This window comes from Delftia sp. ASV31, from assembly GCF_016428765.1.
Lineage (GTDB): Bacteria > Pseudomonadota > Gammaproteobacteria > Burkholderiales > Burkholderiaceae_C > Comamonas > Comamonas acidovorans.
In genome coordinates this window covers 1-24517 of record NZ_JAELTK010000031.1, presented here as the reverse complement: position 1 = coordinate 24517, position 24517 = coordinate 1, and the positions used below count along the sequence as shown (strand labels likewise).

18 protein-coding genes and 2 tRNA genes are annotated in these 24517 nt (G+C 66.9%); 14 read left to right on the top strand and 6 right to left on the bottom strand.

The features are described from left to right. The first annotated feature begins 157 nt into the window (after positions 1-157). Together ispD and ispF are read left to right on the top strand one after the other, a co-directional pair. On the top strand, positions 158-988 hold the full coding sequence (ispD, locus tag JHD82_RS13310; RefSeq protein ID WP_199136890.1) for a 2-C-methyl-D-erythritol 4-phosphate cytidylyltransferase: 831 nt from the start codon (positions 158-160) through the stop codon (positions 986-988). A 16-nt stretch (positions 989-1004) separates the two neighbouring features. Continuing rightward, positions 1005-1484 carry a 2-C-methyl-D-erythritol 2,4-cyclodiphosphate synthase gene (gene ispF, locus JHD82_RS13305; protein ID WP_013803157.1) on the top strand — a complete coding sequence of 160 codons (480 nt, stop codon included), beginning with the start codon at positions 1005-1007 and terminating at the stop codon, positions 1482-1484. A gap of 103 nt (positions 1485-1587) precedes the next feature. On the opposite strand, the gene JHD82_RS13300 is transcribed toward ispF, so the two are convergent. Further along, positions 1588-3090 carry an ATP-binding protein gene (locus tag JHD82_RS13300; protein WP_012204699.1) on the bottom strand — a complete coding sequence of 501 codons (1503 nt, stop codon included), beginning with the start codon at positions 3088-3090 and terminating at the stop codon, positions 1588-1590. Positions 3091-3334: 244 nt separating this feature from the next. After that, positions 3335-4072, bottom strand: coding sequence for a two-component system response regulator OmpR (ompR, locus tag JHD82_RS13295; protein WP_017404718.1), 738 nt, complete (start codon positions 4070-4072; stop codon positions 3335-3337). 305 nt (positions 4073-4377) lie between these two features. Here ompR and JHD82_RS13290 point away from each other — a divergent pair, with 305 nt between their 5' ends. Beyond that, entirely contained in the window at positions 4378-5124 is a 747-nt protein-coding gene (locus tag JHD82_RS13290) for an SIMPL domain-containing protein (RefSeq protein WP_043781482.1), read from the top strand. A gap of 72 nt (positions 5125-5196) precedes the next feature. Here JHD82_RS13290 and JHD82_RS13285 read toward each other — a convergent pair whose 3' ends face one another. After that, complete coding sequence (locus JHD82_RS13285) at positions 5197-5991, bottom strand: 3-hydroxybutyrate dehydrogenase (RefSeq protein ID WP_012204702.1); 795 nt, start codon at positions 5989-5991, stop codon at positions 5197-5199. 69 nt (positions 5992-6060) lie between these two features. Here JHD82_RS13285 and JHD82_RS13280 point away from each other — a divergent pair, with 69 nt between their 5' ends. The 3 genes from JHD82_RS13280 to JHD82_RS13270 all read left to right on the top strand — a co-directional run bounded on the left by JHD82_RS13280 (position 6061) and on the right by JHD82_RS13270 (position 9458). After that, positions 6061-7068: an alpha/beta fold hydrolase gene (locus tag JHD82_RS13280; protein WP_199136932.1), complete on the top strand. Its 1008-nt coding sequence runs from the start codon at positions 6061-6063 to the stop codon at positions 7066-7068. Continuing rightward, positions 7065-9314 (top strand): bifunctional (p)ppGpp synthetase/guanosine-3',5'-bis(diphosphate) 3'-pyrophosphohydrolase, encoded by a 2250-nt coding sequence (locus tag JHD82_RS13275; RefSeq protein WP_012204704.1) that lies wholly within the window; start codon positions 7065-7067, stop codon positions 9312-9314. The genes JHD82_RS13280 and JHD82_RS13275 overlap by 4 nt, the downstream gene beginning before the upstream one ends. A 67-nt stretch (positions 9315-9381) precedes the next feature. Then, positions 9382-9458, top strand: a tRNA-Val gene (locus tag JHD82_RS13270). A gap of 146 nt (positions 9459-9604) precedes the next feature. Here JHD82_RS13270 and speG read toward each other — a convergent pair. Next, positions 9605-10135 (bottom strand): spermidine N1-acetyltransferase, encoded by a 531-nt coding sequence (gene speG / locus JHD82_RS13265; RefSeq protein ID WP_012204707.1) that lies wholly within the window; start codon positions 10133-10135, stop codon positions 9605-9607. A gap of 4 nt (positions 10136-10139) precedes the next feature. Continuing rightward, the gene (locus tag JHD82_RS13260; RefSeq protein WP_013803152.1) at positions 10140-10820 is read right to left on the bottom strand and encodes a TetR/AcrR family transcriptional regulator; all 681 of its coding nucleotides are present in this window, start codon (positions 10818-10820) and stop codon (positions 10140-10142) included. A gap of 324 nt (positions 10821-11144) precedes the next feature. Here JHD82_RS13260 and JHD82_RS13255 point away from each other — a divergent pair, with 324 nt between their 5' ends. The 6 genes from JHD82_RS13255 to JHD82_RS13230 all read left to right on the top strand — a co-directional run bounded on the left by JHD82_RS13255 (position 11145) and on the right by JHD82_RS13230 (position 18420). Then, positions 11145-12512: an NAD(P)-dependent oxidoreductase gene (locus JHD82_RS13255; protein ID WP_012204709.1), complete on the top strand. Its 1368-nt coding sequence runs from the start codon at positions 11145-11147 to the stop codon at positions 12510-12512. Positions 12513-12546: 34 nt separating this feature from the next. Then, entirely contained in the window at positions 12547-13866 is a 1320-nt protein-coding gene (gene preA / locus JHD82_RS13250) for an NAD-dependent dihydropyrimidine dehydrogenase subunit PreA (RefSeq protein WP_012204710.1), read from the top strand. A 132-nt stretch (positions 13867-13998) separates the two neighbouring features. Continuing rightward, positions 13999-15492, top strand: a complete 1494-nt coding sequence (locus JHD82_RS13245; RefSeq protein ID WP_199136888.1) for an NCS1 family nucleobase:cation symporter-1 — start codon at positions 13999-14001, stop codon at positions 15490-15492. Between the two features lie 30 nt (positions 15493-15522). Then, positions 15523-16983, top strand: a complete 1461-nt coding sequence (gene hydA / locus JHD82_RS13240; protein ID WP_199136886.1) for a dihydropyrimidinase — start codon at positions 15523-15525, stop codon at positions 16981-16983. 24 nt (positions 16984-17007) lie between these two features. Next, positions 17008-18273: a Zn-dependent hydrolase gene (locus JHD82_RS13235; RefSeq protein WP_012204713.1), complete on the top strand. Its 1266-nt coding sequence runs from the start codon at positions 17008-17010 to the stop codon at positions 18271-18273. A 70-nt stretch (positions 18274-18343) separates the two neighbouring features. Then, a tRNA-Val gene (locus JHD82_RS13230) sits at positions 18344-18420 on the top strand. Between the two features lie 344 nt (positions 18421-18764). Here JHD82_RS13230 and JHD82_RS13225 read toward each other — a convergent pair. Next, a complete protein-coding gene (locus tag JHD82_RS13225; protein WP_199136884.1) occupies positions 18765-18977 on the bottom strand; it encodes a hypothetical protein in 213 nt (70 codons plus the stop codon). A 123-nt stretch (positions 18978-19100) separates the two neighbouring features. Between JHD82_RS13225 and JHD82_RS13220 the strand changes: the two genes are divergently transcribed. Further along, a complete protein-coding gene (locus tag JHD82_RS13220; RefSeq protein ID WP_199136881.1) occupies positions 19101-23180 on the top strand; it encodes an SDR family NAD(P)-dependent oxidoreductase in 4080 nt (1359 codons plus the stop codon). Continuing rightward, the coding region (locus tag JHD82_RS13215) for a condensation domain-containing protein (protein ID WP_233174723.1) at positions 23177-24517 on the top strand (1341 nt) is incomplete at its 3' end. The genes JHD82_RS13220 and JHD82_RS13215, both read left to right, overlap by 4 nt.

Genomic DNA, 24517 nt, shown 5'->3' with positions numbered 1-24517 from the left:
CTTGGACGTTGGCGCCGCAGCGCCTGGGCGAAGTAACGACAAAACCCCTCGGCACGCGCAGAGGGGTATGGAACCATTTTAGCCAGCGCGCATGACGGCCATGCAGGCATGCCCGCATGTCCATGGTGGCGCATGGCCGTCACTACAATGCGCCACCATGACAGATCTGCTTGCGGCGGCTGCGCCCGCGTCCCTGGAGCCGGCCCGCCTGTGGGCCTTGATCCCCTGCGCGGGCACGGGCTCGCGCGCCATCGCACCCGATGCGCCTGCGCCTGAACTGCCCAAGCAATACCACCTGGTGGCCGGTGCGCCCATGGTGGCGCACACGCTGGCCGCCTTTGCGGGCACGGCGCGTGTGCGCCACACGCTGGTGGTGATCGCGCCTGGCGACGACTTCTGGCGCCAGGGCCTGCCGGGCCCGTCGCCCACGCGCTATTCCACGGCGGCCTGCGGCGGCGCCACGCGGGCCGAATCCGTGACCAACGGCCTGAAGGAGCTGCTGGCGCGCGGTGCGAGCGCGCACGACTGGGTGCTGGTGCACGACGCCGCGCGCTGCCTGGTGACGCCCGAACTGATCGATGCCCTGATCGACGCCTGCGAGCACGATGCCGTGGGCGGCCTGCTGGCGCACAAGCTGCCCGACACGCTCAAGACGGCCGTGACCGGGCCTGGCGGTGTGCGCGTGGCGGGCACGGTGGACCGCAGCGACAAATGGCTGGCGCAGACGCCGCAGATGTTTCGCATCGCGCCGCTGCTCGACGCCCTGGAACACGCGGGATCGGCCGTGACCGACGAGGCCAGCGCCATGGAGGCCGTGGGCCAGCGCCCGCGCCTGGTGCCCGGCGGCGCGCAGAACTTCAAGGTCACCTATCCCGACGACTTTGCGCTGGCTGCCGCCGTGCTGTCGCAGCGCGCGCATGGCGCGACGCTGGAACGCTACCGGGGCAAGCGCGACCAGCCGCAGGCGTCGGGCAATCCGTTTTTCTGAACCTGGAATGTTTCACATGAATTTTCGTATTGGCGAGGGCTGGGACGTGCATGCCCTGGTGCCGGGGCGCAAGCTGATCCTGGGCGGCATCGAGGTGCCGCATGAACTGGGGCTGCTGGGGCACTCCGATGCCGACGTGCTGCTGCACGCCATCACCGACGCGCTGCTGGGCGGCGCGGCGCTGGGCGACATCGGCCGGCATTTCCCCGACACCGACCCCGAATTCCGTGGCGCCGATTCGCTGGTGCTGCTGGTGGAGGCTGCGCGCCGCGTGCGCGCCACGGGCCTGGAGATTGGCAACATCGACAGCACCATCATTGCCCAGGCCCCCAAGCTGGCGCCGCACATTCCTGCCATGCGCGAGCGCATCGCCACGGCGCTGGGGCTGGCGCTGGACCAGGTCAACGTCAAGGCCAAGACGGCCGAGAAGCTCGGGCCCGTGGGCCAGCAACAGGCCATGGAGGCGCGCGCCGCCGCCTTGCTGTTCCGCGCCTGACCAGCGGGGTGCCGTCCCCATGGCAAAAGGCCCCGGCGATCGGTCAACGATCGCCGGGGCCTTTGTGTCTGCCGAACGTATCTGCCGAACGCGCGCTGCGGGCTCAGTCCTCTCCGTCCAGGGCGCCGTCCTGCGCACGCGGGGGCAGCTGGCGCTTGATCTGCGGGCGCTGCAGACGCTGCTCGGGCTCGGCACCCTTGGCCACGCCCGAGGCACGCTGCAACTGCACATGGGCAACCAGCCCGCCCGTGGAGGAGTTGGACAGCGCAAACACGCCGCCCATGCGCTGCACCGTCTTGTCCACGATGGACAGGCCCAGGCCCGCGCCCGCTGCGGCTGTGCGCGCGGAGTCGCCACGGAAGAAGGGCTGGGTCAGGCTGGCCAACTGCTCGGGCGGCACGCCACGGCCATGGTCGCGGATGCGAATCACGACCCAGCTTTCGCGCTCCGATGCCGTCACGTCCACGTGGGTGGTTTCGGTCTCGGGCGTCTTGCCGTAGCGGCGAGCGTTCTCGAACAGGTTGGAGATCACGCGCGCCAGTTCCACCTCGTCGGCCAGTACATAGACGCCTTCGGGCACGGCCATGCTGATCTGCAGCTCGCGGTGGTCCTGCACCGCATAGACGCAGGAAGACACCACGGCATGCAGGTTGACCGGGTTGAGGGTCACATGGTCAGGGCGGGCATAGTCCAGGAATTTGTCGATGGTGGCATCCAGCTGCACGATGTCGGCCACCATGTGCTCGCGCGCCACATCGTCCACCACGCTCATCTCGGTCTCCAGCCGCAGGCGGGCGAGCGGCGTGCGCAGGTCGTGGGAGATGCCAGCCAGCATCACCGCGCGGTCCTGCTCCAGTTGGGCCAGTTTCTGCGCCATGCGGTTGAAGCCGATGTTGACCTCGCGGATCTCGCTGGTGACGGCTTCCTCGTCGAGCTGGCTGGCGTCAAAGTCGCCATCTCGCACGCGGTTGGCCGCATAGCTCAACTGCTTGAGCGGCCGGTTGATCAGGCGCGCGATGGCTGCCGCCCCCGCCAGGGACAGCAGGCCGGCCGTGATCAGCCAGATCAGCCAGGTGCGCCCGCTGGCCGGCGTGAAGCGCGAGCGGTCCATCAGCAGCCATGTGCGGTCGCCATTGATGGTGAAGCCCACCCACAGCCCCGGTTCGCCATTGACGCTGCGCGCCACGATGGTGCCGTAGCCCAGGCGGCGCGTGAGCTCCTCGGTCAGGCGCTTGCCCAGCGTGCTCTGGTCCAGCAGCTCGAAGCTGTCGCCAGGCTCGCGCGGCAGAATGCGCACGCCTTCCTGGTCGGCCATGGTCTTGATCAGCGAGACGCGGTTGATGGCATCCGAATGCACCAGGGCCGCGCGGCTGAGGTTGACCAGCGAGGCGATCTGCTGGGCGGTGTGCAGCGTGCGCGGCTCGAACTCGAAGGCACGCAGCGTCTGCAGCCACGCCAGGATGCTGCCCACCAGCAGCAGGGCCAGCAGGCAGAAGGTACGCCAGAAAAGATTGAGTCCCAGCGGAGAGCGCGCAGTCATGCGCCGCTCGTAGTCGAGCGGCGCAGGGCTGGTGGCGTCGTGGGGCGGGACGGTGAAAGAACTCATGGAATGCGGTTCGTCATTCTAGGGGCCGGCTGCGAGATTACGCCTGTGCCGGCCAGCCTGCGTTACCGGTTGTCTCGGACGACAGGGTGAGGTTTTGGCGCTGCGCATTTGTCAACGGCACCTAAAACATTACGGCTCCAAGCCAGGGACGCCGAGCAAGAGCCGCCTCGCGGCGAGGGCGTCGTCCCCCTCCCGCGGAGCGAGAGAGGGGGAAGGCGCGCAGCGCCTCAGGGGGTGATGCATTTCAGTTCGCGCCGTCCGGTACGAACACGTAGCCCACACCCCAGACCGTCTGGATATAGCGCGGTGCGGCGGCATCTTCCTCGATCAGCTTGCGCAGGCGCGAGACCTGCACGTCCAGGCTGCGGTCGAAGGGCTCGAACTCGCGGCCGCGCGCCAGCAGGGCCAGCTTCTCGCGCGACAGCGGCTGGCGCGGGTGGCGCACCAGGGCCTTGAGCATGGCGAATTCGCCCGTGGTCAGCGGCAGTTCCTCGCCGTTCTTTTGCAGCACGCGCGTGCCCAGGTCGAAGGTGAAGGGGCCGAAGCTCACCACCTCGTTGTCGCCGGAAGGCGCGCCCGGCGCTTCCTGCGGCGGGCGGCGGCGCAGCACGGCATGGATGCGGGCCAGCAGCTCGCGCGGGTTGAAGGGCTTGCCCAGGTAGTCGTCGGCGCCCACTTCCAGGCCCACGATGCGGTCCACGTCCTCGCCCTTGGCGGTCAGCATGATGATGGGCGTGCGGTCATTGGCCGAGCGCAGGCGGCGGCAGATGGACAGGCCATCCTCGCCGGGCATCATCAGGTCAAGCACGATCAGGTCCACGGTCTCGCGCAGCAGGATGCGGTTCAGCGCCTTGCCATCTTCGGCAATCATGATCTCGAAGCCTTCCTGCGTCAGGTAGCGGCGCAGCAGGTCGCGGATGCGCGCATCGTCATCCACCACCAGGATCTTGTCGGTGCGGTTGGTCGTAGTGGCCATGTTCATCCTCGGTCGGTCATTTGTAACAGCCGCCATTGTTACCAGCTTGCGCTGAAAAGTCTGGTCAAAACCCCGAACTTTTGCCGTGTGTTACAGATGTTGCGTTTAAATTTAGAACGGAAAATGTGTCTTTAGAATATTTAACTATGGGTTCATCGCGTTGATGCATTTATCGTTGCAATAATGTTGTGAATGACGGGGCGAATAGGCCTGAACGGCTCCATACCTGTCACCATCTGGCGGCATGCCGTAGCGAAAGGGCGGCATGCAGTTGTATCCCTGAACTACCTTTCATTTCAAAGGGTGAACGCATGAGCAAGCTTTCCAAACAGCTGTCCCGCCCCTGGGTCAAGTCCGTGGTCGCGGCCACTGCGCTGGCCTGTGCCAGCGGTGCCTGGGCGCAGAACGCCGCCTCGGCGCAGGCACAGCCGGCCAATGTGGTGCAGTTGTCTGCAGAAGGCTCGGTGGATGTGGTGCAGGACCTGCTGACCGCTACCTTGTCGGCCACGCGCGAAGGGCGCGATGCGGCCACGGTCCAGTCCCAACTGCAGAAAGTGGTCGAGGCCGCCATGGCAGTGACCAAGCGCAGCGCCCAGTCGGGCCAGATGGATGTGAGCACCGGCAGCTTCGGCATCTATCCGCGCTATGGCAAGGACAACAAGGTGGAAGGCTGGCAAGGCCGCGCCGAGATTCTTCTGCAGGGCCGCGACTTCGCGCGCATCACGCAGACGGCGGCCCAGGTGCAGGACATGACGCTGTCGCAAGTGGGCTTCGGCCTGTCGCGCGAGGCCCGTGAAAAGGTCGAGGGCGAGGCCCAGGCCAAGGCCATCGAACAGTTCAAGCAGCGCGCCTCCACGCTGTCCAAGAGCTTCGGCTTTGCCAACTACAGCCTGCGCGAGGTCAACGTGAGCAGCAGCGATACCTCGGTGCCCATGCCGCGTCCGCGCATGATGGCCATGTCCGCCAAGGCTGCCGGCGCGGAAATGGATGCCGTGTCCGTGGAAGCGGGCAAGGCGCAGGTGATGGTCCATGTTTCGGGTTCGGTGCAGATGTACTGACCGGGTGACCCATCCATGAAAAAAGGAGCGCCGTGGCGCTCCTTTTTTGGCAGTGGTCCTGTCTGGCCGCGATTACTGCGCAGCCCAGCCGCCATCCATGTTCCAGGCCACGCCGCGCACGTTGGCGGCAGCGGGCGAGCAGAAGAACACGGCCAGCTCGCCAAGCTCCTCGGGCGTGGTGAACTGCATCGAGGGTTCCTTTTCGCCCAGCAGCAGCTTCTTGGCTTCTTCATTGCTGATGCCGTGCTGCTCGGCCTTGGCGTCCACCTGCTTTTGCACCAGCGGCGTCAGCACCCAGCCGGGGCATATGGCGTTGCAGGTGATGCCGGAGGTGGCGTTCTCCAGGGCCGTGACCTTGGTCAGCCCGACAATGCCGTGCTTGGCCGCCACATAGGCGGACTTCTGCGCCGAGCCCACGAGGCCGTGCACCGAAGCCACGTTGATGATGCGGCCCCAGCCCTTGCCGCCATCGGCCGCCTGCATCATGGGCAGGACCAGGCGCGAGGTGTGGAAGGCGCTGGACAGGTTGATGGCGATGATGGAATCCCAGCGCTCGGGCGGGAAGTCTTCCACGCGTGCCACGTGCTGGATGCCGGCATTGTTCACGAGGATGTCGATCTGGCCGAAGTTGCGCACGCTGTACTGGACCATGTCCTCGATGTCTGCCACGCGGCTCATGTCGGCACCGTGGTAGGCGACCTGGGCGCCGGCGGCCTGGCCTGCGGCCAGCACTTCGGCCCGCGGGCCGTCCACATCGCCGAAACCATTGAGCACGATATTGGCGCCCTGGCGGGCCAGCGCCTTCGCGATCCCGAGGCCGATTCCGCTGGTCGAACCGGTCACGAGGGCAGTCTTGCCTTTCAACATAGAGAGTCTCCGAATGAATGTACGATGCAACACAGCCATTATCGGCGCCGGCTCCGCGAATGCGTTTCCATGAATCATCCTACGCTGAACTACGTATCCTGCCCGGCAGTTGCCGGGCGTGCCTCACCCTGGAGCCGTACTGCCAGCCCGGCTGCTCAAGAGAATGCGTCGCACCGCATGGCCTATTGGGAATGGAATCGCACCGGCGATCCGCACCATCCCCATGTCGTGGTCTGCGTGCACGGCCTGTCGCGCCAGGGGCGTGACTTCGACGTGCTGGCCGAGCGGCTGAGCGAACGCGCCCGCGTGATCTGCCCCGATGTGGTCGGGCGTGGCGAAAGCGACTGGCTGCAGGATCCGGCCGCCTACCAGGTGCCTCTTTACGCAGCCGACATGCTGGCCTTGCTGGCCCAGGTGCATGCGCAGGCGCCCGTCGAACAATTGGATTGGGTGGGCACCAGCATGGGCGGGCTGATCGGCATGGCGCTTGCAGGCCAGCCGGGGCTGCCGCTGCCGGCGCCCATCCGCAGGCTGGTGCTCAACGATGTGGGGCCTGTCATCGAGTGGTCTGCCCTGGAGCGCATAGGGCAGTACCTGGGCAAGGGCGTGCATTTTGAAAATCTTGAACAGGCAGCCCATGCGCTGCTCTTGATTTCCGAAGGCTTCGGCCCACATAGCGAAGGGCAATGGTTGCGATTGACGCGACCTATGATGCGGCCGGCCGCCGATGGCGGCCTTGTCTTGCACTATGACCCTCAGATTGCAGTGTCCCTGCAGCAGATGACGCCCGAGATGGCCCAGGCCGGCGAAGCGCTGCTGTGGCAGCTGTATGACCAGATCAAGGCACGCGTCTTGCTAGTTCGTGGTGCGCAGTCCGATCTGCTGACTGCGGCCACGGCGCAGGCCATGGCGCAGCGCGGCCCGAAGGCGCATTGCGTGGAATTTGAAGGGGTGGGGCATGCGCCCACCTTCGTCGCAGCAGGGCAGGTGGCCTTGCTGTGCCGGTTCTTATGGGGAGAAGAGCGCTTGCCAAGCACCATGAATCTTGCCGAGCAGGCCAGGGAGAGTGACGAATGAAGACCGCCAGCAGCGAGGCCGCCGTGCAGGCGCCTTCGCCCGCCGCAGCCGCGCAGGGCCAGGTGCCGGCGGTGCTGCCGCACCTGATCACGGCCACGTCGCAGACCCTGCCCGAACAGGTCAACGCGCTGGCCCGCGCGCGCAGCTTTGCCGAGCCGCTGATCGCCACCGAGACCATGGAGTCCGGCGAGAACACGATGGCCCATGCCGATGCGGTGGCCGCCATCCTCAAGACCATCGGTGGTTCCGAAACGATGCAGGCGGCGATCTATCTGGTGCATGCCAGCGTGCACCTGAATCGTCCGCAGGAAGTGATCGCCAAGGCCTTTGGCGAGAACTTCGCCACCCTGGCCGTGGAAACCAACAAGCTCATGCGCGTGCAGCAGCAGGCGCGCGGCGCTGAGCTGGGCGGCCAGTATCTGGACGATGAGGCCACGCAGACCGAGAACGTGCGCAAGATGCTGCTGGGCTTCTCGCGCGATCTGCGTGTCGTGCTGCTGCGGCTGGCTTCGCGCTTGCAGACGCTGCGCTACTACGCGGCCAGCAAGCGCCCGGTCTCTCCCGGCATTGCGCGCGAGGCGCTGACGGTGTTCGCGCCGCTGGCCAACCGCCTGGGCATCTGGCAGATCAAGTGGGAGCTGGAGGATCTGTCCCTGCGCTTCCTGGAGCCCGAGACCTACCGCGAAGTGGCCCGCCTGCTCGATGAAAAGCGCGTGGAGCGCGAAGCCTACATGGAGCAGATGCGGGCACGGCTGGAGGCCGACCTGCGCGCGCACAGCATCAGCGCAACGGTGCAGGGCCGGCCCAAGCACATCTACAGCATCGTCAAGAAGATGCGCGGCAAGTCGCTGAACTTCGACCAGGTCTTCGACATTCGCGCCATGCGTGTCGTCGTGCCCACGATCAAGGACTGCTACGCCACCCTGTCCTGGGTGCATGAGCAGTTCACGCCCATCGAGGCGGAATTCGACGACTACATCGCCAAGCCCAAGCCCAACGGCTACCAGTCGCTGCACACCGTGGTGCGCGACGAGACGGGCCGTGCCATCGAGATCCAGATCCGCACCCAGGCCATGCACGACCATGCCGAGCACGGCGTGGCGGCCCACTGGGCCTACAAGGAGGCGGGCACCAAGGGCTATGCGGGCGTCACCGCCAGCAGCGAGTACGACGCCAAGATCGCCGTGCTGCGCCAGCTGCTGGCCTGGGGCAGCGACCTGGCGGGCGCACACCATCGCGGCCTGTTCGAGGACCGCATCTACGTGCTCACGCCCGACGCGGCCGTCATCGAACTGCCGCAGGGCGCAACGCCCGTGGACTTTGCCTACTCGGTGCACACCAGCCTGGGCCACCGCTGCCGTGGCGCGCGCGTGGACGGCGCCATGGTGCCGCTGAACACGCCGCTGCAAAACGGCCAGACCGTGGAGATCACCACGGTCAAGGAGGGGCGCCCCTCGCGCGACTGGCTCAATGCCGACCTGGGCTATCTGACCAGCAACCGTGCCAAGGCCAAGGTGCGTGCCTGGTTCAATGCCCAGGCCACGCACGAGACCGTGGCGCGCGGCCGGGAGGCGGTCGAGAAACTGCTGCAGCGCGAGGGCAAGACGGCCGTCAAGCTGGAGGAGCTGGCCGTTCAGCTCGGCTTCAAATCGGCCGATGCCTTGTTCGAGGTCGTCGGCAAGGATGAGTACTCGCTGCGCAACATCGAGACCGTGCTGCGACCGGCCGAGGCGGAGGAAGAAGTCGAGGAATTCTCCCCGGTGCGCAAGGCGCGCGGCACGGACTCGCCCAAGGGCGGCGTGCTGGTCGTTGGCGTGGACTCGCTGATGACCCAGCTGGCCAAGTGCTGCAAGCCTGCGCCGCCGGACGACATCCGGGGCTTCGTCACGCGCGGCAAGGGCGTGAGCGTGCACCGCTCCGACTGCTCCAACTTCCGCGAGATGGCGGCGCGCAATTCCGAGCGCGTGATCGATGTGGCCTGGGGTCAGCCCAAGGCGGCCACCGTGGCCTCGGCCGTCTACCCGGTCGATGTGTCCGTGGAGGCGGCGGACCGGCAGGGCCTGCTGCGCGATATCTCGGAAGTCTTTGCGCGCGAAAAGACCAATGTCATTGGCGTGCAGACCCAGTCCGTCAAGGGAACGGCCTGGATGACCTTCACCGTGGAGGTGGCCGATTCGGGCCGCCTGAGCAAGGTGCTGGGCATCGTGGCCGCCGTGGCGGGCGTGCGTTCGGCGCGGCGGCGTTGAGCATGTTCAGGCATTTTTGCCTGGACGCTGAAAAAGCCGTGCTAGAATCGCTTTCTCGAACAAACACAGGCGCGTAGCTCAGCTGGTTAGAGCACCACCTTGACATGGTGGGGGTCGTTGGTTCGAGTCCAATCGCGCCTACCAATTTTCCATTGCCAGATGGAATGCAAAAAGCCTTCTGATCACTCAGAAGGCTTTTTTGTTTGGTTTTTTTGTTTGTACGCCCGCCAATGATGGGGAGACTTGCCGGTCAAGGAGGCGGGCAGGGCCCGCGCTCCTCTGTCAGGAGGTCAGGTGCCGATGCCGGCCTGTGCCTGCAGGTAGTCGTTTTGCAGCAGGTACATGCGGATGGCGTTGCGGTACTGGCCGTTGGCGAAGAACTCGTCGATCAGCACGCCTTCCTGCACGAAGCCTATGCGCGCGTAGATGTGGATGGCCTTCTCGTTCTCCTGGTCCACATGGAGAAAGATCTTGTGCAGGTTGAGCGTCTTGAAGCCATAGTCCAGCGCCAGCCGCGTTGCCTGGGCTGCGATGCCCTGGCCTTGCTGCTCGGGGGCGATGATGATCTGGAACTCGGCGCGCCGGTGGATCAGGTCGATCTCCACCAGCTCGACGAGACCGGCGCGATCGCCCTGGTGCTCGACGATGAAGCGGCGCTCGGTCTGGTCGTGCACGTGGGCGTCATAGAGCGCGGAAAGCTCGTCGAAGGTCTCGTAAGGCTCCTCGAACCAGTAGCGCATGATGGCGGCATTGTTGTTGAGCAGATGCACGGAGCGCAGATCTTCGCGCTCCAGGGGTCTCAGGCGGATGCTGTGATTCATGCGCTCATTGTGCGAGAGCCGCGGTATCCGGCTGCAGGCCACGGATTACCAGCCGGTAGATCAGATCGGCCGCCGTGTCGTAGTCGTCGGCGGTCAGTTCCGGCCGGCCCAGCAGCAGCGCGAACTGGGCCTGCTGGTCGGCATAGGCCTGGGTCACGGACCAGAGGATGAACATCAGGTGGGTGAAATCCACGCGGGCAATCTTGCCCTGCGCCACCCAGCGCTCGAAGGCCTGCACGTCTGCCGCCAGCGCCGGGCCTACCTGGCTCGCTATGGCCTGTCCGAATCGGGGCGCGCCGGCCATCACCTCGCGCGTGAAGACACGGGAGCCATGGGGCCGTTCGCGCGAGGACTGCAGCTTGGCCCGGATGTAGATGCGCAAGGCCTCCGCAGGGTCGTCGCCGCGCAGCAGGTCGGACATGCCGGCCAGCCACTGCGTCAGCACGTCGCCCAGTACGCGCAGGTACAGCTCCTCCTTGCTGGCGAAGTAGTACAGCAGGTTGTGGCGGCTCAGGCCGGCGTCGTGCGCGATCAGTTCCAGCGATGCGCCTTCGAAGCCGTATTGCGCAAAGTGAAGCTCGGCCGTCTGCAGGATGTTCAGTTCCTTGCGCAGGCGTGCAGCCGTGGGTTTGCGCGTGGCCGATCGCGCCAGGGACGGGGGCGCATTGTCAGAAAGGGTTGCCATTGCGCAGATGGTAAGTCGGGATAAGTGGCGCCATTTTGGTGCGATTGTCTGGCATCTTTCTTGCTGACGACTTTCTGGGTGATTTTACTGATTGGTAAATTTTTTCACCCGCGTAAATTCCGTTCCACCCCCGGTGCGCCCGACAAGAGGCGTCACTTACACATGCGAGGACCACGATGAAACCTCCGAAGACTGTGTTGTTGGATCCGGGGCCGTTCAGGAGTCCTTCCTGCGGCCCGCCTTGCGTTGTCCGAGATGGCTCGGCGTGCACCTGCATGCCGCGGCCCCTTTCACGCCCTCAATCCTGACCCTGGAGGATGCACCATGGATAGCCCCGCGCAACGCGCCTGCGGCATTGCCGCCGGCCGCCTGAACCTGGCCGATTACGCGGCCAATTTCTCCGACGCCCATCCCGCGCTGAACCGTTCCCAGGCCTTGATCGAGGCCGAGCGCTGCTACTACTGCTATGACGCGCCGTGCACCACGGCCTGCCCCACCAGCATCGATGTGCCGGCCTTCATTGCCCGCATTGCCCAGGACAACGTCCGTGGCGCGGCGCGAGAGATCCTGACGGCCAACCCGCTGGGCGGCATGTGCTCCCGTGTCTGCCCCACGGAGCAGCTGTGCGAGCAGGCCTGCGTGCGCAACACCCAGGAAGACAAGCCGGTCGAAATTGGTGCACTGCAACGCTATGCGACCGATGCCTTCATGGCCTCCGGTGGTGCACCGCTGTTCCAGCGTGCCGCCGCCACGGGCCGCAAGGTGGCCGTGGTCGGAGCTGGCCCTGCCGGCCTGACCTGCGCCCATCAGCTGGCGCTGCAGGGCCATGAGGTGGTGCTGTTCGATGCCCGGCCCAAGCTGGGCGGGCTCAATGAATACGGCCTGGCCAGCTACAAGACCCCGGGCGATTTTGCGCAGAAGGAAATCGACTGGCTGCTGTCCGTGGGCGGGATCACGCCGCGCAACAACCAGCGGCTGGGGCGAGATTTCACGCTGGATTCGCTGCTGGCAGAGCATGACGCCGTATTCCTCGGCCTGGGCCTGGCGGGCGTCAATGCGCTGGGCACGGCCGAGCCGCAGGCCGAAGGCTTGCGCAATGCGGTGGACTTCATTGCCGACATCCGCCAGGCGGCCGACAAATCCACGGTGCCGGTGGGCCGGCGCGTGGTGGTGATCGGCGGCGGCATGACGGCGGTGGATGCATCCGTGCAGGCCCGGCTGCTGGGCGCCGACGAGGTCACCATGTTCTACCGCCGGGGCAAGGATGCGCTGTCCGCCTCCTGGGTGGAGCAGGAATGGGCACAGACCCATGGCGTCAATCTGCGGCTGTGGGCCGCGCCCCAGGAGATCCTGGTGCAGGACGGCAAGGTCTGCGGCGTGCGCATGGCCAGCACCCGCATGGAGGGCGACAGGCTGCAGGTGACGCAGGAGGTGTTCGACGTGCCGGCCGACATGGTGCTCAAGGCCATTGGCCAGACCTATGTCGCCACGCCGGCGGGCGCGGCCATTGCCCTGCGTGACGGCCGCATCGACACCGACGACGAAGGCCGCACCAGCGTGCCGCGCGTTTGGGCCGGCGGCGACTGCCGCGCCGGTGGCCAGGACCTGACCGTGCAGGCGGTGGAGCACGGCAAGGTCGCCGCGCGGGCCATGCACCAGGCGCTGACCAGCGCCGTGGCGGCCGGGGTTTGAGCGGCTGTGCCCGCGCTTTTCAAGGAGCATCGACATGGCAGACATCAGCAGCCGCTTTCTGGGCATTTCCAGCCCCAATCCGTTCTGGCTGGCCTCGGCACCGCCCACGGACAAGGAGATCAACGTCACCCGCGCATTCGAGGCCGGCTGGGGCGGCGTGGTGTGGAAGACGCTGGGCGAGGACCCGCATGTGGTCAACGTGAACGGGCCGCGCTACTCCACCCTCATGGCGCAGGACCGGCGCGTGATGGGCCTGAACAACATCGAGCTGATCACCGACCGGCCGCTGCGCACCAACCTGGAGGAGATGACCCGCGTGAAGAAGGCCTGGCCTGACCGCGCGCTGATCGCCTCGCTGATGGTGCCCTGCGTGGAGGAAAGCTGGAAGCGCATCCTGCCCATGGTGGAGGACACCGGCGCCGACGGGCTGGAGCTGAACTTCGGCTGCCCGCACGGCATGAGCGAGCGCGGCATGGGCGCGGCCGTGGGCCAGGTGCCCGAGTACATCCAGATGGTCACGCAGTGGTGCAAGCAGTACAGCCGGCTGCCCGTGATCGTGAAGCTGACGCCCAACATCACCGACGTGCGCTTTCCCGCGCGTGCGGCCAAGGCCGGGGGCGCGGATGCGGTGTCCCTGATCAACACCATCAACTCGCTGATGGGCGTGAATCTGGACACCCTGGTCATGCACCCCAGCACCGACGGCCAGGGCTCGCACGGCGGCTACTGCGGCCCGGCCGTGAAACCCATCGCCCAGAACATGGTGGCCGAGATCGCGCGCGACCCGCAGACGGCGGGCCTGCCCATCTCGGGGATCGGGGGCATCACCACCTGGAAGGACGCGGCCGAATACATTGCGCTGGGATGCGGCAATGTCCAGGTATGCACGGCGGCCATGGTCTACGGCTTTCGCATCGTGCAGGACATGTGCGACGGGCTGTCCAACTACATGGACGCGCACGGCTTTGCGCGCATCGAGGACTTCCAGGGCCGGGCCGTGCCCACGGTCAGGGACTGGAAGGACCTCAACCTCAACCACATCGAAAAGGCCGTCATCAACCAGGACAGCTGCATCCAGTGCGGGCGCTGCCACGTGGCCTGCGAGGACACCTCCCACCAGGCCATCACCTTCAGCAAGGAGGGCGGTGTGCGCCGGTTCGAGGTGGATGACACCGAATGCGTGGGCTGCAACCTGTGCGTGTCCATCTGCCCCGTGCCCGAGTGCATCACCATGCGCAGCCTGCAGCCGGGCGAGGTGGACCCTCGCACCGGCCAGACGGTCACCGGGGAGTATGCGAACTGGACCACGCATCCGAACAACCCCATGCGCCAGGCCGTGACGGCGCAGGGCTAGAGGGGGCATTGCGGCAGGTCGGCGCACGGCCCGCATCCGGGCCGACCTGGCACGAAATGCGCTTGATGGAAAAGGTCAGACCCTGGATCAGCAATGGATTGGTGATTTCTCTCTTCGAGAAGGAGCTTCGCAATGTCGCATGCCCCGCATTCCGGTGAGTCCGCAGGCAGCCTGTGGAACCACGACCTCGCACCCACGCTGCCGAGCCAGCGCACCTGGACCTGGTACCACTTCGCCGCCCTGTGGATAGGCATGGTGATGTGCATTCCGGCGTACACCCTGGCCGCCAGCATGATCACGAACGGAATGTCGTGGTCGCAGGCGGTGATGACGGTGTTCCTGGGCAATCTCATCGTGCTGATTCCCATGCTGCTCATCGGCCATGCCGGGGCCAGGTACGGCATTCCCTTCGCCGTGCTGGCCCGTGCCTCGTTCGGCACCCACGGGGCCAAGCTGCCCGCACTGCTGCGGGCCCTGGTGGCCTGTGGCTGGTACGGCATCCAGACCTGGTTCGGCGGCATGATGATCTACACCCTGCTGGGCGTGTTGCTGGGCCATCCGCTGGAAGGCGAGAAGATCGCGGGCCTGGGCATCAATGTGGGGCAGCTGGTGTGCTTTCTGGTGTTCTGGGCGATCCAGTTCTACTTTGTGGTGCATGGCATCGAGTCCATCCGCAAGCTGGAGACCTGGACTGCGCCGCTCAAGATCCTGATCTGCTTCGTGCTGCTGGGCTGGGTCTACCAGAAGGCCGGCGGCTTCGGCCCCATCATGGAGCAGCCTTCGCAGTACGCGCCGGGCGGCCCCAAGGCGGGCCAGTTCATGTCGGTGTTCTGGCCGTCGCTGACGGCCATGGTGGGCTTCTGGGCCACGCTGGCCTTGAACATTCCGGACTTCACGCGCTTTGCCAAGTCGCAGAAGGATCAGGTCGTGGGCCAGGCCATCGGCCTGCCGGTGCCCATGGGGCTGCTGGCCATGCTGGCGGTGGTGGTGACATCGGGCACCGTGGTGATCTACGGCAAGGCCCTGTGGGACCCCGTGGATGTCGCCAGCCGCATGACAGGCGCGGCCGTGCTGATCGCGCTGATCGTGCTGCTGATCGACACCGTGAGCGTGAACCTGGCGGCCAACCTGGTCGGGCCGGCCTATGACTTCTCCGCCCTGGCGCCCAAGAAGATCAGCTACCGCGTGGGTGGCTACATGACGGTGGCGATTGCCATCGTGATGATGCCCTGGAAGATCCTGGAATCGACCGAGGGCTACATCTTCACCTGGCTGATCGGCTACTCGGCCCTGCTGGGGCCGATCGCGGGCATTTTGATGGTGGACTACTTCCTGGTGCGCAAAAAGCAGCTGGTGGTGGAAGACCTGTACAGGGAAGAGGGCGCCTACCGCTACTCCAACGGCTGGAACTGGGTGGCCGTGGCGGCCTTCGCCCTGGGCGTGGCGCCCAACCTGCCCGGCTTCCTGCACGCGGCGTTCCCCGCTGCATTCCCGAACGTGGGTGATTTCTTCAAGCATGCCTATGACTACGCATGGTTCATCGGCCTGTTCATTGCCGGCGTGGTCTACCGCATCGGCATGGCAGGCCAGGTGACCAAGGGCGCACCCGCGCTGAGCAAGGCATAGGCCGGACCAACCAACAGGAGGCATGACGCTATGGGTCAATCACAGGGTTCGGTATGGGTGCGTGGCGGCACGGTGGTGAATGCAGACCGGCAGGAGAAGGCCGATGTGCTGTGTGTGGATGGGGCGATTGCGGCCGTGGGGCCGGATGTGGCGGCCCTGGTGCCGGCCGGGGCGCAGGTGATCGATGCCTCGGGGCAGTTCGTCATGCCCGGCGGCATCGATCCGCACACCCACATGCAGCTGCCCTTCATGGGCACGGTCACGGCCGATGACTTCTACACCGGCACGGCGGCGGCGCTGGCCGGTGGCACCACCAGCATCATCGACTTCGTCATTCCCGATCCGCAGGAGCCGCTGCTGGATGCCTACCGCAAATGGCGCGGCTGGGCCGAGAAGGCTGCGGCCGACTACTCCTTCCACGTGGCCGTCACCTGGTGGAGCGACAGCGTCCATGCCGACATGGGCACGCTGGTGCGCGAGGAGGGCATCAACAGCTTCAAGCACTTCATGGCCTACAAGAACGCCATCATGTGCGACGACGAAACGCTGGTGAACAGCTTCAAGCGCGCGCTGGAGCTGGGCGCCATGCCCACGGTGCATGCCGAAAACGGCGAGCTGGTCTACCTGCTGCAGCAGGAAGTGGCCAAGATGGGCATCACCGGGCCCGAGGGCCATCCGCTGGCCCGCCCGCCCATGGTGGAGGCCGAGGCGGCCAACCGCGCCATCGCCATCGCCGGCGTGCTGGGCGTGCCCATCTACGTGGTGCACGTCAGCTGCACCGAGGCGGCGCAGGCCATTGCCGCTGCCCGTGCGCGCGGCCAGCGCGTGTATGGCGAAGTGCTGGCCGGCCATCTGGTGATCGACGAAAGCGTGTACCGCGACCCCGACTTCGCCAAGGCCGCCGCCCACGTGATGAGCCCGCCCTTCCGCGCCAAGGGCCACCAGGAGGCCTTGTGGCAGGGCCTGCAGTCGGGCCAGCTGCACACCACGGCCACCGACCATTGCACCTTCTGCGCCGCGCAGAAAGCCATGGGCCGGGACAACTTCGCCAAGATCCCCAACGGCACCGGCGGCGTGGAAGAGCGCCTGGCCGTGATCTGGGATGCGGGCGTGAACACCGGCCGGCTGACGCCCAGCGAATTCGTGGCCATCACCTCGGCCAACACCGCCAGGCTGTTCAACATCTATCCGCGCAAAGGCCTGGTCGGCGTGGGGGCCGATGCCGATCTGGTCGTCTGGGACCCTGCCGCCACCCACACCCTGTCGGTCAGGACCCAGCATTCCAAGGGCGACTACAACATCTTCGAGGGGCGCACCGTGCAAGGCATGCCCAGCCACACCATCAGCCAGGGCGTGATGGCCTATGCGCAGGGCGATCTGCGTGCCGAGATGGGCAAGGGGCGCTATATCAAGCGCCCGGCCTTCGGCCCCAACTTCGACGCGGTGCAGCGCCGCGCCGCCACGCTGCAGCCCACGGCCGTGGCGCGCTGAAGCCCGCATGACAAGGAGACCGCAATGGATACAGATACCCAAGTGAAGCAGGACATCGCGCAGCTGCGCGTCAACGGAAGCCGGTTGTGGGATTCACTCATGGAGCTGGCGCAGATCGGCGCCACGCCCAAGGGCGGCGTGTGCCGCCTGACGCTGACCGACCTGGACCGCCAGGGCCGTGATCTGGTGACCCGCTGGGCGCGCGAGGCGGGCATGACGGTGACCATCGACAAGATCGGCAACGGCTTCATGCGCCGGCCCGGGCGCGACAACAGCCTGCCGCCCATCATGACGGGCAGCCACATCGACACTCAGCCCACGGGCGGCAAGTTCGACGGCAACTACGGCGTGCTGGCGGGGCTGGAGGTCGTGCGCACGCTCAACGACCACGGCATCGAGACCGAAGCGCCCATCGAGGTGGCCTTCTGGACGAACGAGGAAGGCTCGCGCTTCGTGCCGGTGATGATGGGCTCGGGCGTGTTCGCCAAGGCCTTCACGCTGGAGCATGCCTATGCAGCCACCGACTCCGAAGGCAAGACCGTCAAGGGCGAGCTCGAGCGCATCGGCTATGTGGGCAGCCAGGAGCCTGGCGACCACCCGATCGGCGCCTACTTCGAATCCCACATCGAACAGGGCCCGGTGCTGGAGGACAACGCCAGGACCATTGGCGTGGTCACCGGCGTGCTGGGCATCCGCTGGTATGACTGCGTGGTCACGGGCATGGAGGCCCATGCCGGCCCCACGCCCATGGCGTTGCGCAAGGACGCGCTGCAGGCGGCCGCGCAGCTCATGCAGGAAGTGGTGGCCTGCGCCCACCGCCATCCGCCCCACGGGCGCGGCACGGTGGGCATGGTGCAGGTCCATCCCAACAGCCGCAACGTGATTCCGGGGCAGGTCAAATTCAGCATCGACCTGCGCAACGCCACCGATGCCGACTGCGAAGCCATGGACGCCGACATCCGCGCCGTGGCCGACCGCATCAGCCGGGAGACGGGCCTGCCCATAGCGATCAACCTGGTGTCCAGCTACCCCGCCCAACCCTTCCATGCCGACTGCGTGGATGCGGTGGCGCGCGCCGCCAAGGCCCTGGGCTACTCGCACATGCCCGTCGTCTCGGGCGCCGGGCATGATGCGGTCTACATGGCGCGGCTGGCGCCGGCCGGCATGGTATTCATCCCCTGCAAGGACGGCATCAGCCACAACGAGATCGAGGACGCCACGCCGGCCGACATCACCGCAGGCTGCAATGTGCTGATGCACGCCATGCTGGAACGGGCCAGGGTGCTGTGATCGGAAAAACTGCGCAACTTGCCCGGAAGCCCTGTTTTGCACTGCTATACTTGCGGCTTCAACAAACGACAGGCGCGTAGCTCAGCTGGTTAGAGCACCACCTTGACATGGTGGGGGTCGTTGGTTCGAGTCCAATCGCGCCTACCAAATATATTGGTGAAAAGCCTCTCGGATAAAATCCGAGGGGCTTTTTTTCGTCTGGACGATCTTCCTCGTGCAAATCCTGGCCCCTGGCCAGCTCGGAATTTGCATTGTTTTGTTTCGATGGCTTTCCGTGCTGTTTCCGTGACTGTGGCGCAATTGCTTCAATAAGCACTTGCGTCAAAAAAAAGATCCTGGCAGCACTGATTTATGGGTGGCATGCTTATTCATGGCGGGGCTGCCACTGATGACCCTTTTCATGCACAGCCATGGTGCATTGGCCGCCTGCCCATGTCCTGCCCACGCCCTGCCTATACCCTGCCCGTTCCAGGTCAGCAGCCCTCTTGCAGTCACCCTCCAGTTCCCGGGCCTGCATGGCTTTCGCCGTGAGCTTGCCGCCCGCTCTTCCTGGCGCCGCTCTTTGACGCCACGATGTCGATATCACTGATTTCAGTGATATACATGTGGTGAAAATATATTGAAAATCCATTTTCAATAATCAATTGAATTTGCCAGGCTTTGCTTTCGACGTTTCTCTTGCGTTGGCATGCCAATGTTTCCATTGAACCTTCTCTTAATGAGAATGGCTGCATTGACATTAAAGAAAATGTTTGTAACTATCCGGCCGGTCTTTGGGCAGGGCAGTGAATCGGCGTCGGAGCCACAGCTTTGAAGGGATCGGATCGATGGCGGGTACGGACAGCGGGGCGGAAGCGGGCGGTCTGAAAGCCCGCCTGATGGCGGCGGGAGCCGCCGATGTGCATCTTTCACGGCGCAATGCTGCGGGGTTCGACGGTCTGGTCGCCTACGTGGTGGGCGGAGAGCGCGATACCCTGCAGGCTGCCCTGGCTGGCGCAGGCGATGCGGTGGTGCGGGTCAGCGCCTTGCCGCTGGATGACATGGGCGCCATCGACGAGGCCGCCCTGGCCGAACTGCCAGTCTGGTCGCCGGGCGCGGTCGACGCCGCGCAGCAGCAATGGGGCAGCGCGCTGGTCACCCGGCCTGCCGTGCAGCCGGCTTCCCACCTGCACCTGTGCGATCTGCTGCCCGGCCGGCCCTTGCTGGGCGATCCGGCGCCCGCACCTGCGGCGCGGCGCGGCGCGGTGCCTTTGCACGAGCGCATTCCTGCCATCCACCATTCGCCTGCGCTGCCGGACGCGGGTGTCGGATATGCGCTGGAGCAGGCGCTGGTGCGCGCGGCTGCGCGTCCTGGAGCGGGCATCGTCCATGTGGCTGCCGATCTTTCCCAGTCCCGCACCAGCTATGCGCAGCTGCTCGACGAGGCCTGCCGCACCCTGGGCGGGCTGCTGGCCCTGGGGCTGAAGGCGGGTGACACCGTCATCGTGGATGCCGGGGACAGTCGTCACCTGCTGCCCGTGTTCTGGGGCTGTGTGCTCGGCGGCCTGGTGCCGGCGCCTCTGGCACTGGGACCGGCGGCGGCCGGGGGGGCCGGCCTGGAGCGGCTGCTCAACTGCTGGGAGGTGGCGGGCAGGGCGCCCGTGGTCGGCTCTGCGGCAGCCCTGGCCGGCTTGCGGCCCCATGCCGCAGCGCTGCAGGGCATGCAGCTGCTCGATGCCCAGGCACTGCAGGCGGGTGCGCCCGCGCAGCCCTCGGCCAGCGCCGGGCCGGGGCAGCCCGCACTGATGCTGCTGACTTCGGGCAGCACCGGAACGCCCAAGGGCGTGGTACTGAGCCGCGGCAATCTGGCCGCCATGATCAGCGGCGTGCAGCAGCAACTGCGCTTCGTGCCCGGCGAGACCGCGCTGAACTGGATGCCGCTGGACCATGTGGGCGGCGTGGTGTTCCTGTGCGTGATGCCTACGGTGCTGGGCCTGGACCAGGTCCAGGTGGATACGGCCACCATTCTCGAGGCTCCCGCGCGCTGGCTGGACCTCGTGGCCGAGCACCGGGTCACAGCGGTGTGGGCGCCCAACTTTGCATTCGACCTGCTGCTGCGTGCAGCCCGCGGCCAGGCCCCCGGCCATTGGGACCTGTCCTGTTTGCGCATGCTCATCAACGCCGGGGAGCCGGTGTCGGAGCCGGTCCTCGTGGATTTCGAGCGCCGCTTTGCGCAGGACGGGCTCAGGCAGGGCGCCGTCTGGATGTCCTTTGGCATGACCGAGACGGTCTCTGCGTTCTCGCTGCGTTGCTGGACAGCGTCCGGCGAGGCGGTGACCAGCCTGGGCCACCCGATCGCAGGCGGTGCACAGCGCATCGTGGACGATGCAGGCCGCACCCTGATGGAGGGTGAGATCGGGCGGGTCGAACTCAGCGGGCCCTCGGTGTTCTCGGGCTATCACGGCCGGCCCGACCTCACGGCCGAGGCGCTGCGCGACGGCTGGTTCCAGACCGGCGACATGGGGTTCCTGCGTTCGGGCGAGCTGCACATCGTGGGCCGCGTCAAGGAAATGATCATCGTCAACGGTGCCAATTTCTACAGCGCCGAGATCGAGGAGGTCGCTGCGCGCGTGCCCGGCCTGGACCGCCAGGGGCTGGCTGCCATCGGCGTGCGCCCGGCCGGCGCGGCCACCGACCAGCTGGTGCTGTTCTTTCACGCGCCGGGCGCTGGCGAGCCGCAACTGCGCCGTTCGCTCATGCGCGCCTTGCGCATGCGCCTGGGCCAGGACCTGGGATTGGCCGTGGACCATTTCATTGCCGTGCCGCCCGAGCGCCTGCCGCGCACGGGTGCCGGCAAGGTGCAGCGCGTGGAGCTGCGCCGCCTGGTGGAGACAGGGGCCTTCGATCGCGAAATCAAGGATGCCGCCTGCCTGATCGGCGGTGCAGGCACCGTGCCTGACTGGTTTGCCCGGCCCGTATGGCGCCCGCGCCAGCACGATGCGTTGCCGGCCATGGCGCCTGCGCAGGCGCATGCGTTGACTGTGGCGCTGTGTGGTGCCGGCGCCCAGGCGCTGGCGCAATTGCAGGCCCTGCAGCCCTGTCACCGCTGGATGGTGTTGGACGATACCGGGTCACCGGCCGACGCCGTGGCCGCGTTGCGCGAGTGGGTGCCTGATGTGCTGGTGCTGGCCGGCGAACAGGCGCTGGCCCCTGGCCTGCTGCAGGCAGCCCGTTGGCTCGCCGCCCCCGGCGGGCATGTGCCAGGCCGGTTGCTGGTCTGCGCAGGTACGGCTCAGGACGAGGGCCAGCGGGCGATGGCGCGCGCGGTACTGCGCAGTCTGGAGTCTGAAATGCCTGCCTTGCGCTGCCGCCATGTCGCCTGGGGCGACGCCGGTGCCTCTGCCGACGCCGACGCCGACGCCGACGCCGACGCCGACGCCAGTGTCGCTGCCGATGCCGCCGTTCTTGATGCCGCCGGGCTGTGTGCGGAACTGGGCTGCAGCCAGCGCGAGCCCGAGGTGCTGTGGCATGCCGGCGTGCGGCGGGTGCGGCGCCTGGTGCCCCTGGTTCCCGATGCTGCAGGGCATCAGGGATTCCAGGAGCAGGGGCTGTACCTGCTGGCCGGTGGGCTGGGGGGCGTGGGCTTTTTGCTGGCCCGGCACCTGCTCGGCCGGTACCGCGCCCGGCTGCTCATCGTCGGCCGTGCCCCTGCTGTGGAGCGCCGGCAGCCACTGGAACTGCTTGCGCGCAGCGGGGCGCTCCTGTACGTGCAGGCCGATGTCACCGACCCCGCCGCCCTGCAGGCCGCTGTGGCCCAGGCGCAGCAGCACTTCGGACAGCCGCTGGCCGGCGTGGTGCAACTGGCGGCCGAGTCGCGCCTGGCCCTGTGTGCGGAGGAAGACGAGCAATGCTTTGCCCGGGCGCAGCGCGCCAAGGTGGAGGGAACGCGCCACTTGCACGCCCTGATCGCCCACGATCCCCGGGCCCTGTTCCTGGTGGCCGGCTCGGTCATGGGCCTGCTGGGGGGGCGCCGCGTGGCGGCCTATGCGGCGGGAGATGCCTGGCAGATGGCCTTTGTGGAGCGACAGGCGCACAGCGCCGGTGGCGCCCGCTGCCGCTACCTCGGTTTTTCGGCGTGGCGGGACATCGGCCTGAGCCGCCAGGTGTCGAACCCGGCGCTGTTCGCTGCCTCGGGCTATCTGTCGATCGATGAGGCGCAGGGCCTGCAGGCCTTCGAATTGGCGGTGCGCGGCGAGCAGCCTGTCATGACCGTGGGCCTGGACCTCGGCCATCCCCGCCATGCCGCGCTGCGCGAGGGCGCCATCTACGGTGCCGATGAGCTGGTCTGGGTGCGTGAAGGCGCCGCGGTCGACGCGCGCCGTGCCGGCGAAGTGGATCAAGTGGATCAAGTGAATGAAGTGGCCGGCAGCGGTGACCCGTCCGCACCGCATCGGTGGCTGCACGATGCCTGTGGCCGGCCGATGAGCGTGCCGGTGCTGAACGTAGCATCCCTGCCCACCGATGCCCGGGGGGAGCTGGACCGCGCGGCCCTTTTGCGCCTGGCTGCGGGCATGGCATCCAGCGCAGCGCCACGCAATGCGTTCGAGCGCTACATGGTGCGCCTGTGGTGCAAGGCACTGGGCCTGGCCGACTGTGGTGTGGACGACGACTTCTTCTCGCTGGGCGGCAATTCGCTGGGGGCGGCGCAGATCGCGGCGCGCACGCGGGAGCTGTTTCGCGTCGATATATCGATGGCCGAGCTGTTGCGCCACCCCTGCATGGCAGATTTTTGCCAGCGCGTGATTGCGCTGGAATCCCGCCCGGGAATCACGCTGGCCATTGCGGGCCGGCTGTTCGAGATCGAAAGCATGACCCCTGATCAAAAGGCGGCCGCCCACGGCGCTGCAGCAACCAAGGCGCTGCCATGAGCACGGGCGGTTTTTCCGACGACGATCTGCTGGCGGCCCTGCTGGCAGAGGATGGCTTCGAGCTGCCAGACACGCACGCGCCAGGCGCCGCGCCACGTGCCGCAGATGCGCCCGTGATCGCGCTGTCGGCGCAGCAGCGGCTGTGGATGATGGAGCGCATTCACGGGGCTCGCGGCGAGTTCAATCTTGGCCTTGCCGTGCGCTTTGGTGGCGCGACGCCCGATGTGGCCGCGCTGCAGGCCGCACTGACCGCCCTGGCGCAGCGCCATGAAAGCCTGCGTGCTCGCTTCGAGGATGCCGATGGCGAAGCGGCGCGCCTGGTCTTCGATGCGCTGGATGCATTGCCGCTGGCGGTGCACGATGTCGGCCCGGCATCGATGCCGCAGGCGCTGCAGGACGCGGCGGCCCGGCCTTTCTCGCTGGAGCGGGGCAGCCTCTTCCGGGCCGATCTGCTGCGCGCCCACGGCGAGCAGGTGCTGCTGCTGGGTTTTCACCACGCCATCATCGACCTGTGGTCGGCCTCGCTGGTGCTGCGCGAGCTGGCCGCTCTCTACGCCGCGCAACTGGGCGGGGCGGTCGCAGACCTGCCGCAGCCGCAGCGCTTTGGCGACTACGTCGCCTGGCTGGGCGACAGCGCCCGGCAGCAGGCCTTGCCGGCCCTGACAGCGTACTGGCGCAACAGGCTTGCAGGCCTGCCGCCGCTGCTGGAGCTGCCCTTTGCCGGGCCGCGCGAGGCGGGTCAGGACCGGTGCGGCCGTATCGCGGTGGTGCTTGCGCCCGCGCTGGCGGCGGAACTGGGAAGATTCGCCGCCGCCTGTGGCACCACGCCTTTCACCGTGGTGCTGGCCGCCTTCAATGCCGTGCTGGCGCGCTTCACCGGCCAGGACGATCTGGCCGTGGGCGTGCCCGTGTCCAACCGCCACCGTCCCCACACCGGCGGCACCGTGGGCTTTCTGGTGGAGACCCTGGTGCTGCGCACCGACCTGCGCGCAGACCCCGGCTTTGCAGCCCTGGTGGAGCGCGTGCGCGAAGCCTGCCTTGAGGATTTTGCCCACCAGGACCTGCCGCTGCAGGCCGTGGTGCAGGCGGTCAACCCGCCGCGCCTGCCGGGGGTGCAGCCGCTGTATCAGGCCATGCTTGTCTTCCAGGCGCTGCCTGCGCTGCGCGAGGCGGCCGGCGATGTCCTGCTGACGGGACAGGCCGTTCCCCTGCCTGTGGCCCGCGCCGATCTGACGCTGGAGCTGGACCAGGGGCGCGACGATGGCGCCATTGCGGGCTGGCTGGAGTACCGCGAGGGCCTGGTGGATGAGCAGGTGGCTCAGGCCATCGCCATCGCA

What these genes read in the sequence shown, in the direction of transcription:
- JHD82_RS13300 (WP_012204699.1), bottom strand. Translation starts at nt 3,090, where the DNA reads ATGAGTTCTTTCACCGTCCCGCCCCACGACGCCACCAGCCCTGCGCCG.
- preA (WP_012204710.1), top strand. Translation starts at nt 12,547, where the DNA reads ATGGCAGACATCAGCAGCCGCTTTCTGGGCATTTCCAGCCCCAATCCG.
- hydA (WP_199136886.1), top strand. Translation starts at nt 15,523, where the DNA reads ATGGGTCAATCACAGGGTTCGGTATGGGTGCGTGGCGGCACGGTGGTG.
- JHD82_RS13220 (WP_199136881.1), top strand. Translation starts at nt 19,101, where the DNA reads ATGGCGGGTACGGACAGCGGGGCGGAAGCGGGCGGTCTGAAAGCCCGC.
- ispD (WP_199136890.1), top strand. Translation starts at nt 158, where the DNA reads ATGACAGATCTGCTTGCGGCGGCTGCGCCCGCGTCCCTGGAGCCGGCC.
- JHD82_RS13260 (WP_013803152.1), bottom strand. Translation starts at nt 10,820, where the DNA reads ATGGCAACCCTTTCTGACAATGCGCCCCCGTCCCTGGCGCGATCGGCC.
- JHD82_RS13285 (WP_012204702.1), bottom strand. Translation starts at nt 5,991, where the DNA reads ATGTTGAAAGGCAAGACTGCCCTCGTGACCGGTTCGACCAGCGGAATC.
- JHD82_RS13255 (WP_012204709.1), top strand. Translation starts at nt 11,145, where the DNA reads ATGGATAGCCCCGCGCAACGCGCCTGCGGCATTGCCGCCGGCCGCCTG.
- speG (WP_012204707.1), bottom strand. Translation starts at nt 10,135, where the DNA reads ATGAATCACAGCATCCGCCTGAGACCCCTGGAGCGCGAAGATCTGCGC.
- ispF (WP_013803157.1), top strand. Translation starts at nt 1,005, where the DNA reads ATGAATTTTCGTATTGGCGAGGGCTGGGACGTGCATGCCCTGGTGCCG.
- JHD82_RS13235 (WP_012204713.1), top strand. Translation starts at nt 17,008, where the DNA reads ATGGATACAGATACCCAAGTGAAGCAGGACATCGCGCAGCTGCGCGTC.
- ompR (WP_017404718.1), bottom strand. Translation starts at nt 4,072, where the DNA reads ATGAACATGGCCACTACGACCAACCGCACCGACAAGATCCTGGTGGTG.
- JHD82_RS13225 (WP_199136884.1), bottom strand. Translation starts at nt 18,977, where the DNA reads ATGGAAACATTGGCATGCCAACGCAAGAGAAACGTCGAAAGCAAAGCC.
- JHD82_RS13290 (WP_043781482.1), top strand. Translation starts at nt 4,378, where the DNA reads ATGAGCAAGCTTTCCAAACAGCTGTCCCGCCCCTGGGTCAAGTCCGTG.
- JHD82_RS13245 (WP_199136888.1), top strand. Translation starts at nt 13,999, where the DNA reads ATGTCGCATGCCCCGCATTCCGGTGAGTCCGCAGGCAGCCTGTGGAAC.
- JHD82_RS13280 (WP_199136932.1), top strand. Translation starts at nt 6,061, where the DNA reads ATGAATCATCCTACGCTGAACTACGTATCCTGCCCGGCAGTTGCCGGG.
- JHD82_RS13275 (WP_012204704.1), top strand. Translation starts at nt 7,065, where the DNA reads ATGAAGACCGCCAGCAGCGAGGCCGCCGTGCAGGCGCCTTCGCCCGCC.